General features: G+C 39.8%; 9 protein-coding genes. 8 read left to right on the forward strand and 1 reads right to left on the reverse strand.

The features are described 5' to 3' along the window. Positions 1-168: 168 nt before the first annotated feature. Positions 169-414, reverse strand: a complete 246-nt coding sequence (locus NPA43_RS15715) for a CsbA family protein (RefSeq protein ID WP_034318699.1) — start codon at positions 412-414, stop codon at positions 169-171. A 282-nt stretch (positions 415-696) separates the two neighbouring features. Here NPA43_RS15715 and NPA43_RS15720 point away from each other — a divergent pair, with 282 nt between their 5' ends. From NPA43_RS15720 to NPA43_RS15755, 8 genes are all read left to right on the forward strand, one after another. Next, positions 697-3,228, forward strand: coding sequence for a PEP/pyruvate-binding domain-containing protein (locus tag NPA43_RS15720; RefSeq protein WP_256499045.1), 2,532 nt, complete (start codon positions 697-699; stop codon positions 3,226-3,228). Between the two features lie 90 nt (positions 3,229-3,318). After that, the gene (locus NPA43_RS15725) at positions 3,319-3,891 is read left to right on the forward strand and encodes a TetR/AcrR family transcriptional regulator (RefSeq protein ID WP_230030688.1); all 573 of its coding nucleotides are present in this window, start codon (positions 3,319-3,321) and stop codon (positions 3,889-3,891) included. 39 nt (positions 3,892-3,930) lie between these two features. After that, complete coding sequence (locus NPA43_RS15730) at positions 3,931-5,265, forward strand: MFS transporter (RefSeq protein WP_230030687.1); 1,335 nt, start codon at positions 3,931-3,933, stop codon at positions 5,263-5,265. Positions 5,266-5,540: 275 nt separating this feature from the next. Continuing rightward, entirely contained in the window at positions 5,541-6,524 is a 984-nt protein-coding gene (locus NPA43_RS15735; RefSeq protein WP_249705596.1) for a YncE family protein, read from the forward strand. Further along, on the forward strand, positions 6,521-7,207 hold the full coding sequence (locus NPA43_RS15740; protein ID WP_099726358.1) for a response regulator transcription factor: 687 nt from the start codon (positions 6,521-6,523) through the stop codon (positions 7,205-7,207). The genes NPA43_RS15735 and NPA43_RS15740 overlap by 4 nt, the downstream gene beginning before the upstream one ends. After that, positions 7,204-8,619, forward strand: a complete 1,416-nt coding sequence (locus tag NPA43_RS15745) for a HAMP domain-containing sensor histidine kinase (protein WP_099726359.1) — start codon at positions 7,204-7,206, stop codon at positions 8,617-8,619. Before NPA43_RS15740 ends, NPA43_RS15745 begins: the two co-directional genes overlap by 4 nt. A 213-nt stretch (positions 8,620-8,832) precedes the next feature. Then, positions 8,833-10,992 carry an ArnT family glycosyltransferase gene (locus NPA43_RS15750; protein WP_256499046.1) on the forward strand — a complete coding sequence of 720 codons (2,160 nt, stop codon included), beginning with the start codon at positions 8,833-8,835 and terminating at the stop codon, positions 10,990-10,992. Then, complete coding sequence (locus tag NPA43_RS15755; RefSeq protein WP_256499047.1) at positions 10,992-11,984, forward strand: glycosyltransferase family 2 protein; 993 nt, start codon at positions 10,992-10,994, stop codon at positions 11,982-11,984. The genes NPA43_RS15750 and NPA43_RS15755 overlap by 1 nt, the downstream gene beginning before the upstream one ends. Positions 11,985-12,010 lie beyond the last annotated feature (26 nt).

A 12,010-nucleotide genomic window follows, 5' to 3' on the forward strand; every position in this document is an offset into this window, starting at 1 on the left:
CCCATAGCAAATAACCCTCTAAAGAAACCTTCCTTTCAGTATGGAACATTTTGGAGCTGGATATTCGATGAGCAGAAAAACATCACAAAAAAGAAAGCTGCACTCACTAGAAATCGTAAGCACAGCTCATGTATAAAAAACGTTACCCTTCGGCCTATCACGATCACATCAATGATGTTTTTCAGCCTTCTCTCTTTTTTCAATTTCTTTCTTAGCCATAAACAATGCCCCAGCTACTAAAGAAATAATATCTAATCCTACGATAAAGTAGGTTTCTGTATAGCCTTTCATGTACGAGGCAAATAAAAGCGCTGCTGTTAATGCAATGCCCACATAATGATTATAAGTAACCTTTGAAAATAAAATAACGAGCAGGAAAGGAAAAACAAGTGCAAATATGGCTTTTGTAATCAAAAAAACCCTCCCTCTTCATGGTCTACTCCCTTGATTATAGTAAAGATTGGCATATTGAACAATTCACAGTTTTCGATTTCACCTTTTTTTCTTCACGTTTGGAGACTTTTGTTATAGATATAGAAGAAAATTAGTGAGAACGTCCCCTTTGTAAAGATAGGTCTTTACGTCTTTGACAGTAACATCCAATAAAACCTATGATTAAAATGATAGTGCGCACTATCATTTTGAAAAATAGAGAGACAAACAAACCATTGGCTATTTGGATAAGGGGGCATTCCCATGTATTCAGTGTTATTTCATGCGGCTGAAGAATCCGCATCACTCGCAGGGGCAAAAGGCGTGAATTTGATCAAATTAAACAATCACGGCCTGCCAGTCCCAGATGGATTTATTATTAAAACCAACAGCTTTGCAAGCTTTCTTTCATATCACAACCTGCATTCAACTGAGCAAAACCTTGCACAAAAAATCAAAAAAGCTTCGTTTCCTTCACAAATGGAAGCAGAGTTACTTTCGTCCTTTCAATCATTGCTGAAGGCATATCCCTCAGTTGCTGTTCGATCCTCTTCTGTTGCTGAAGATCTCGAAGGTGCCTCATTTGCAGGACAGTACGAAACCTATTTAAATATCAAGACAAATGAAGAATTTTTGCAGGCTGTCAAAGAATGCTGGGCTTCTTATTTTGCAGCAAGAGTCACAGAATATAAGAAAGAGATGGATGAAAACGAGGAAGAGATGCCGCTCATGGCTGTCGTCGTTCAAGGATTGATCCATTCTGACGTTTCCGGTGTCATCTTTAGTGAGAATCCGGTATCGGGAAAAACAAATGAAATCATGATGACAGCAAGCTACGGACTAGGAGAAGCCATCGTGTCTGGTCTTGTGACACCAGACACGTTTATTGTAGACAAAGAGACGTTTTCTATTGAAAAATCACTAGGGACTAAAGAACTACTAATTGTTCCTTATCAAGAGGGCGTCATTGAACAGCCAGTATGTAAGGAAATGGCTGGCCAGTTTTGCCTGCATGATGATCAATTGGAAGAAATTACGCAAATCACCAAACAAGTAGAAGCACTTTACGGACATGGAGTAGATATCGAATTCGGAATATCAAATGGTACTTTTTATTTGCTTCAAGCAAGACCGATTACCGCTTCTCTACCAAAAACAGCAAATGAAGCAGCAGGTGCTTCTTTTCAAATTCAACCAGAAGAGCTGCAGGATTTCTGGATTTCAATGGACGATCATATGCCCGGCCCAACAAGTCCTCTTTTCTCAAGCTTGATCATACCTGCTTTAAAAAGCGGGATGAAGAAAAATGGAGAAAAGTATCAAGTACCTGATCTCAACATCAAAGATATCAAGCTCTATAGAGGTCACCTGTATTCTGCACCGTCTATGCCTGAAGCGGGAACAGGAACTGCACCAGTTTTTGATGAGAGCATATTTGAGTTATTTCCCCATTTGAGTGAACGTATGTATGAAATTCTAGAGCAAAACTTCTTTCCATTTTACGAAAAACTCGATCGTCAAATGAACGAGCCTATGACCATTGAAGAAGCAATCATTGGCTTCGATAAATTAAAGTTATTTTATATACAAGCGTACGAGGATCATTTTGATATCGTCATACCACAAGTCATTCTATCTGCTATGATTGAAGACATGCTTGTAACGTATACCGGTGATCAAAAACAAGTCGTCTTGTTACATGAGATGATGATAGGCGTGATGAACAAATCTCTTGAAACAGACCAGAAGCTATCTGATCTAGCAAAGGATGTCCTTCAAGATAAAGAACTTCTTCAAGCATTTACAAATCATGAAACGAATCCAGAACTATTATATGCACTTAATCACACGGATAAAGGAAAACACTTCATTTCGAAGATGGAGGAATTTCTCCAAATCTATGGCTGGCGATCTGTTAAAAGTCATGACCTTACAGAAGAGACATGGGTAGAGAACCCTGAATTTGTCTTAGACATCATCAGAAATAACATTCAGTACCAATGTGATTTTGATGAAGAATTTGCACAAGCAGTGATCAAAAGACGTGAGACTTATGCGCAATTTATGAGTGAAGTGAAGGATGAGTCTTTTAAGACTAAATTTGAAACACTTTATCACTTTGCCCTTCAGGCAGCCAATATTCGAGATGATCATCACTTCTACATTGATGCCATGTTAGATGCAAAAGCTAGACTATATCTATTAAAAATTGGTGAACTCCTTGCACAAAAAGGAGCCATTCCTCATCAAGAAGATCTATGGTATCTCTACGATGAAGAAGTACACAAAGCGCTCACAACTTCTATCACATACGATTCGGTCATACAGCAAAGAAAAATTGAAATGAAAGAAAATGAAGCCATTCAACCACCAGCTTATACAGGCACTCCATCTGAGGCTGAATTGGAGCAAGTGGAAAGAATGCTCGGTTCATTAAGAGAAAATGAAAACAACACAGACGATGTGATCCATGGAATTGGAGCGTCTAGCGGCATTGTTTCCGGAAGAGTAAGAATCATTACATGCGCTGATGAATTTTCACAATTTCAAAAGGATGACATTTTAGTTTGCAAAACAACCACACCTTTATGGACCAGCTTATTTAGAGACGCAAAAGCAGTGATCACCGATTCTGGAGGCATTTTGTCACATTCCGCTATTATCGCTAGAGAGTATATGATGCCTGCTGTTCTAGGTACAAGAATAGCCACTGAAAAACTCCAAACAGGTGACCTTGTGACAGTAGATGGTGCGAATGGACGTATTCAGTTATTAAAGCAGCATTCACGGGCATAACCCTATCATTTCGGATCATATTGGCGGTCATGGATTTTATCGGTATACTTACTTTGTTGCAAACACATTCATAACCTGAGGTGAGTATGCTTGTTAAAATCAACAAATCAACGAATCATTCGCGCAACGATGGACTTATTGTCTGAAAAGGGCTATCAAAAAACAACAACAAAAGAAATTGCGACAAAAGCGAATGTGAGTGAAGCGACCATTTTTCGTAACTTTAAAAACAAACGCGGCGTCATTGCTGCCATTATGAAAATGAAATCAACACCAACTAAAACGCTAGAAGCAGAATTCAAAGGAGATCTATACACTGATTTAAAATTTCTAGGCAACTATTTCCTTGAAGATTTGACTTCAAAAAAAGAATTTATCTATATCAGCATGAGAGAACCCACTATGTTTAAGGATATAACAGATCATGAAAAACTTTATCCTCAAGAACTGAGGGAAATGCTGACACAATATTTCAAAACGATGGGTGCTCAGCATCATGTATTAAAAGGAAATGAAGAAATCTATGCAGACATTTTCATTAGTACGTATTTCGGTTTTTTCATTCAACAGCTAGAACAAGACTTACAGCTCGTTTTAACACAGAAAGAAGACTTTATCGAGACATGCACACACATTTTCATGAGAGGAATTTCTCCCGCTTAAAGGGTGAAATTCTTCTTTTTTACAAAAGGTGGTATACCATTGAAGTTAAAAAAAGAGAACTTGATCATCTATTCTTTGTTACTTGGTGCTATTTTAGTTCCGGTCAACTCAACCATGATCGCAGTCGCTCTATCATCCATATCAACTTATTACGATCAATCCATTTCAAACATTACTTGGGTTGTCACAATTTATCTTATTGTCATGGCGGTTACTCAACCTATCGCTGGTAAGCTAGGAGATATATACGGCCACCGCAACATGTATTTAGTCGGTGTGACACTCTTTTTAATTGGCTCCATTGGATGTGCTTTCGCACCTAATCTTGCTTTTCTCATCACCTTTCGATCAATCCAAGCAGCAGGTGGAGCTATTTTAACACCGAACAGCATTGCGTTAATTCGTTCAACGGTATCACCTGAAAAACTGTCTAAAACAATGGGGTTCTTTGGTTTTGGAGCAGGAATTGGTGCCGCACTTGGGCCTTTTATTGGCTCGATTCTCATTCAGAGTTTTGATTGGCATTCTATATTCTTAGTAAATATCCCATTTTTGTTCCTTACACTTGTTACCGGTGTTTTACTCATTCCGAAAATGAAGCATATTCGCTTACAAGCAAGTGTAGACATCATCGGTTCATTGTACTTAACCATTGGGATTACCACACTCATTCTGTGCACAAAAAGCCAATTATTAACTGAATACTTGGTCTATGGGATTCTAGCATTGAGCGTGATTCCTTTATTTTTTAAACATGTACGGAAAGTAAAGAATCCGATCATCGATTTGTCTCTATTTAAAAACAGTTCTTTTACAAATGCTAATCTTTCTATCATGCTAAGCAATTTTGTCATGTACGCCATTCTTCTCATTATGCCGCTGTTTATGGAACAACAACTTGCACTTTCTCACACACATAGCGGTATTATTCTTTCTGTCTTTTCACTTTGTATGTCTATTAGCGGCTTGCTCGGAGCAAAGCTCCATCCGATAAAAGGCGCAAAAAAAATGATTCGATTTTCATTTCTCTGCCTTACTTTATCAGGCATCATGCTTATCACACTAAGCAGTTACCCAAGTTTACCACTTCTCATTATCACATTAGTCGCAGGTGGAATTTCATCAGGAATTGGTATGACCAGTATGCAGATGGCTTCTTTAACATCCGTTGATCAAAACTTATCTGGTTCGGCATCTGGTATATTCTCTACCTTTCGATATTTTGGGAGTATCATATCGTCTACATTGATTGGTATCATAAGTGGTTTTCAAGCTCTATTTATTGTATTAATGGGCGCGGGTATCCTTGGTTTCCTTTTATCTCAACGCGTAAAAACAAAATCCACCTCTCCATCATCGGGACATTCTGCCTAATGACTCCCTTCGCTCTATGTTCATTTAGGGCGGGGGAGTTTTGATATTTGTATCACTGTAAGCTATAAAGATCATGATAATCAAACCGTGAAAATCATCTTTTATAGATAGAAAAATGTCATATGATTAGACGAAAAAGGGATTTCAGCTGAAAATTGTCCCACTTCCCCATCTAAAAGCTTTTTTTCATATCTTCCAGCAATAATAACTTCGATTTTTTTTCACAATTTTTGTGGTATGCTTTTTGAAAATAGAGGACGCAAAGGAGCGGAAGGATGGAACGTTTGAAATATTATTTGATCTGTTTGTCAGCTCTACTGATTTTCCTGTCAGGCTGCGGAAAAGACCAGCAATTTACGCCACCTGGCAGCGCGCAATCTGTCGCTGTGATTTCTCAATTAAAAAAAGCCTCCTTTTCAATTGTTGATTTACAAAAGAATAAAATTGTCTCTTCCGTTGATTTAAAACATCCACTCACTGATCTCATTCAAATCAACAAAGACGTCATCATTGCGACAAGTAAAGAAGAACAATCCCTTATAGAAATCAATTTAAAAAAAGGAACAGCAACAGATTATATGGACGTGAATAAAGGGCTGACTTCACTTACATATGATGCAGCTTCTCACACCTTACTTGTAGCGGATTCAAAGAAGAATGTCGTTTATTTTATTGATACACAGAGCAAAAAAATAAAAGCCACTGTGAAGACCGGAAAATCACCCTCTTCTATGGCGCTTTCTTCTTCAGGAACTTTGTTTGTTTTAAATGCAGAAAGTCATACAGTTTCAGTCATAGATATTGAAAAAGAAAAAAATACACGTACGATTTCTGTACTAGAAAGGCCTTCTGGCATTCATTTTGATGGACATTCCATTTGGATTGGCGGACACGGTAAACCTGGCACCTTAAATAAAAGCATTTTTGCTTACGACCCTAAAACAGGTAAAAAGCAGCGCGAAATCAAACTAGGCGTCATGCCAGTTGCATTTTTCTCAGAGAAAGATTCCTCTACTTTATATGTACTATGTCATGGAGACCATACGCTATACAAAGTAGATACAGAGACGAATAAGCAGCTTGCTTCTGTTGAAACCGGTCAAAATCCGAATTATATCACCGCCGATACCGCATCAATATATGTAAGTAACTTAGATGACAATTCAGTATCAGTCATCGATAAACATACATTTATGATGAAAAATCGACTGAATGTCCCATCAGGGCCTTATGCTATCGTGTTGGAGGAAAAAAAATGAAAGAACAGATGCATATTTTAATAGTAGATGATGAGTTAGATATGCTTGAGTTAATCGGCTCCTTTTTGCAAAAACAAGGCTTTCATATTATCACTTCAAATAATGGAATGGATGCCTTACGTCAGCTTGAAAAGGAACCCGTTGACCTTGTTGTATTGGATATCATGATGCCTGATATGGATGGATTCGAAGTCTGCCAGCGTATCAGGCAAACATCCCAAATCCCCATATTATTTTTAACAGCTAGAAGTTATGAGGAGGATCGAATTAGAGGGCTTGAAATTGGAGCAGATGACTACATCATGAAGCCCTTCAGTCTGCGTGAGCTTGCAGCAAGAATTGAAACGACCTTAAGACGAATTAGGGGTCTTTCGCTAAAGCGCAGCCGAATGCAGATCGGCGACTTGGAGATAGATCAAGATGGCAGACAAGTCTACCTCCATCAAGAGCCCATTAATTTAACAAGAAGAGAATTTGATTTACTCATGTTTCTTCTGCTTAATCAAAGCCACGTGTTTTCCCGTGAACAACTCTATCAAAAATTGTGGGAATCACACTCAACCAGTGGTTCTTTAAGAACAGTCGATACACATATTAAAACGCTACGACTGAAATTAAAGGGAGCGGAACGGCACATTAAAACCGTTTGGGGTGTCGGCTATAAATTTGAGGAGGACGAATGAAGCCATTATCCATTAAAAAGAAAGTACTCTTCTTAATCCTTGCAGTTACCGGAATTGTTGCAGCCTCAGCCCTCGCACTTACCTATTATTTATATCAGCACTTATATATTGATAAACAAATTGACTCCTTAAGTTTACAAGGAAAGAAGCTGGCAGAAATCTATCACAAACACGGTAAAGACACGTATTTTACCAATAGAATCGAATGGGCAAATGGCTCAAGTGAGGCGAACATTATTTTCACAGATGACCCAATGGAGCTTTCAAGTGGTATCCCTTTTGATACGAACACCAATGATAACCTCATCACGTTCAAGGAACGCCAAAAGCTTCTTCAAGGGGAAACCGTCGTGTTAATTAGAGAACATCCACAGTTTCATCAAGATATTCTCGGTATCGCCATCCCTGTTTTCTCAAACAAAGATGATCTATCGGGGACAATTTTTCTCTCGATGCCCTTATCCGATGTTTATGAGCCATTTGTCCAAATCAGATTGACACTTGGCGTATCCATTTTATTTATCCTTCTGCTGATTTTCTTTATCGGATATAAGAGTTCCAATAAAGTCGTGCGGACGATTAATAAAATGAAAGAAATTGCAATGGAAATGGAATCTGGTGATTTTTCAAAACGCATGGCTGTGACTAAAAAAGGGGATGAGTTAAATCAGCTTAGCCGTTCCTTTAATAAACTGTCTTCTACCCTCGAAAAGGTTGAACAGCACCGCAGAGAATTTCTTGCGAATGTGTCTCACGAACTTAGGACTCCTTTAAGTTATATGAAAGGATATGCAGAAGGAATTGAAGAGGGCGTCATTGATCAAAAAAAAGGAATGCAAATCATCCAAGATGAAGCCACACGTTTAAGCCGGCTTGTTCACGATCTTTTAGACCTTGCGCAGTTAGAGGGGGATTCTTATCCACTAACGACGGAGCCAATCGTCTTTGCACAGCTTATCCATGATGTTCTTGATCAAATGGCAATCATCGCTAATCAAAAAGGCATTTCTCTCAAACGGACACTTGAAGAGGATTGTATTGTTTATGGTGATAGCGATCGCCTACAACAAGTGGTCCGTAATTTACTGGACAATGCCATTCATTACACTCCATCTGGGAAGTCAATTTCGATTGAATTACATGTTCAGCAAAACACGGCTGAATTGAGAGTGACGGACGAAGGCAATGGCATTCCAAAAGAAGATCTACCGCATGTTTCCGAGCGATTTTATCGAGTAAATAAAGCACGTACGAGAAAGGATGGCGGCTCTGGGCTTGGACTAGCTATTGTCTATCAAATTATCAAAAAACATCATGGCATATTCATTATTCAATCTAAGCCCGGACTCGGAACAACAGCCATCATTCAGCTGCCTAATGCTTCATTCAATGAGAGCTTGCCTACTCAATAACAAATCACAGATCTTGTCATACTCTCATTTGGAACCTCTCCTTTCTCTTATAGATCAGTATCAATAGCATATGTATACAACTTGAACAGTTCTTTTCAACAAGAGCTGTTTTTATTCCACTAAAACATAAAGAATTGGTCTTTTTTTATTAACAATTTATTCATATTTGCTTGTTACACTTTTTTCAAGTTAAGAAAAAGGAGTGACATGCTTTTGATCAGACGTTTTCAGAAATTTGATATTTATTTATTTTTCATATTGATCTTATCTGCCATCTTAAACATTTATCACATTTGGAAAGATGATACGGTGAATGCGTATTATACTGCCGCTGTCACAAGTATGATGCAAAGTTGGCATAATTTCTTCTTTGCTTCATTTGATCCAGCAGGGTATGTCACGGTGGATAAACCACCGCTCACCTTCTGGCTGCAAACGATCAGTGCCAAAATTTTTGGTTTACATGGATGGAGTGTGATTTTGCCTCAAGCTTTGGCTGGCATTGGATCTGTTTATTTAATCTACCGTCTTGTCAAACCTACATTTGGTCAGGCCGCTGCAAGACTGGCTGCACTCATTATGGCTTGTACACCAATCGCAGTCGCTGTATCTCGTACAAATAACATTGACAGCTTACTTGTTTTTATCCTTTTACTAGCAACAGGAATGATGTTCAAGGCTGTGAAACAGCAAAAAGTGCTTTGGGCGATCGCTTCATTTGCAATGATCGGCGTCGGATTTAATACAAAGATGCTGCAAGCTTATATGATCGTACCAGCACTCATCCTTTTTTACATCATAGCTTATCGCACGACATGGAAGAAAAAATTGCTTTCACTGATGATTTCAATGATTGTTCTTTTAGGTGTATCTGCTTCGTGGTCGATAGCCGTTGATCTCACCTCAAAAGACAATCGCCCTTATATGGGATCAAGTCAATCCAATTCTGCATTAGAACTAGCCTTTGGCTACAACGGTCTCCAGCGGCTGACTGGTCAACAGTCTGGCGGAATGGGCGGCGGCTCAAGTGAGAGTGGAAGTCAACCAACTTCACAGCAGGGTGATCAGCAAAACGATAATGATTTATCCACCATGCCTCAGCCGCCATCTAATGGAAATCAAAGCAGCTCAGACAGCTCAAATCAATCTTCCGGTCAGGGACAGCCGTCTATGCAAGGACCGCCAAGCAGTACAAATGGCACGACACCACCTGATATGCCTTCTGGAGATGGAAGTAGTGATGGCCCGCCTAATGGTGATGGCGGAAAAATGGGAAATGGTTCTGGCATGTTTGGTACAGGAACAAAAGGTCCATTACGTCTGTTCCAATCTGAACTGTCCGATCAAATCAGCTGGCTGCTTCCATTTGCACTCTTTGGCGCTATTGGTATCTTCCTCTCAACAGCATTTGAAAGAAGACGTCTCAATACAAAACAAAAAGAAACACTATTTTGGTTAGCTTGGCTAATACCCGTTGCTGGATTTTTCAGTGTAGCTGGATTTTTCCACCACTATTATTTAATCATGCTGGCACCGCCAATTGCCGTATTAGCTGGAGCAGGCTGGGCCTCTATGACTCAATTATTCCAAACAGGAACCGGCTTTAAAAAATGGCTGCTTCCGATTGCTATTTTGGTAACAACATCATTTGAAGTCTTTATCTTATCCACCTTTACAAGCACGATTGGTTTTGGATTAAGCATTGCGGTCGGTCTCATTGGCGTTGGATCCGTCCTTGCCCTGCTATTGATAAAAGGAAAAGAAAAGCTAAAACAACTGGCGTCTCTCATCGCCATCCTTGGCATGCTGATCGCACCACTGTTCTGGGCAAGCACACCTCTTCTTTATGGAGGAAACAGCATGCTGCCAGAGGCTGGTCCTCAGCTTGCAACTTCAAGTGGCATTATGGGTTCCCAGGTGAATGAGAAGCTGATCAGCTACCTTGAGAAAAACAATACAGGGGAAGCCTTCCTGTTTGGTACAACAGATGCAACCACAGCTTCCCCTTACATTATTAAGACAGGGAAAGCGGTTATGGCATTAGGTGGATTTAGTGGCTCCGATAACATTTTAACGCTTAGCGAATTTAAACAGCTCGTCAAAGACGGAAAAATCAAATACTTCTATCTCTCTGGTATGAGAGGCGGAAGCTCAGACATTCTGAACTGGATTCAGAAAAACGGCAAAGAAGTGGCTTCTTCTAAATGGCAGAACACTTCTACATCCAAAACGAAACAACAAACAGGCAGCACTGACAGCAAGCAATCTGAACAACCTGATCAGTCAAATGGACGAATGGGCGGAATGGAGAGTGGCACCCTTTACGAACTATCCGTTGATTCATTCATCTATCAAAAGGAGGAAAATGGCTGATGGAAAAAAGCATACAATATTCGATTGTTGTCCCAGTTTATAATGAAGAACTTGTCATCCATGAATCTTATCAGCGGCTCAAAACCGTCATGGATTCGACGGGAGAAGCATATGAGCTTCTCTTCGTCAATGACGGCAGTATGGATCGAACAGCTGAGCTGATTAAAGGATATTGCCAAACAGATCCGAATGTGAGACTCATTGATTTTTCTCGTAATTTTGGACATCAAATTGCGATCACAGCTGGCATGGATTACGCAAAGGGTCAGTCCATCGTGGTGATCGATGCAGATTTACAAGATCCGCCTGAATTGATATTAGAAATGATCGCAAAATGGAAGGAAGGCTATGAAGTGGTCTACGCCGTCCGCACCAAACGAAAAGGCGAATCGGTTTTCAAAAAGTACACCGCCTCCCTTTTCTATCGGGTTCTACGTCAAATCACCGAAGTAGACATTCCCATCGACACAGGTGACTTCAGGTTGATGGATCGTAAGGTGTGTCATGAAATGAGAAAAATACGCGAGAAAAACCCATTTGTCCGCGGCTTAGTCAGCTGGGTCGGCTTCAAACAAATTGCGGTAGAATACGTTCGAGATGAGCGGCTAGCAGGAGAAACGAAGTATCCTCTCAAAAAGATGCTCAAGCTCTCGATGGACGGAATTACGTCTTTCTCCTATAAACCTTTAAAACTAGCCAGTGTGGCAGGCATTGCCCTTTCTGCTATTGGATTCATTTCTATGTTTCTTGTTTTGTACTTAAAGCTTTTTACCAAAAGCACGATTACTGGCTGGAGTTCATTAATTGTCATTCAGCTGTTCTTTAGCGGCATCATCCTCTTCATGCTGGGAATGATCGGAGAGTATATTGGCCGAATCTACGATGAAGCGAAGGACCGGCCGCTTTATATCGTCAAGGAGAGCTACGGGCTTCAAGCAAAGCCGCACCCGGTTCAATCCCCTGTTCATTTCAAGCACTACAAACAGCATTAAAAAAAGCGTGCGAGACCTTCTTGATA

Origin of the sequence: Bacillus pumilus, assembly GCF_024498355.1 — a bacterium.
In the GTDB taxonomy this organism is placed as follows: Bacteria; Bacillota; Bacilli; order Bacillales; family Bacillaceae; genus Bacillus; species Bacillus pumilus_P.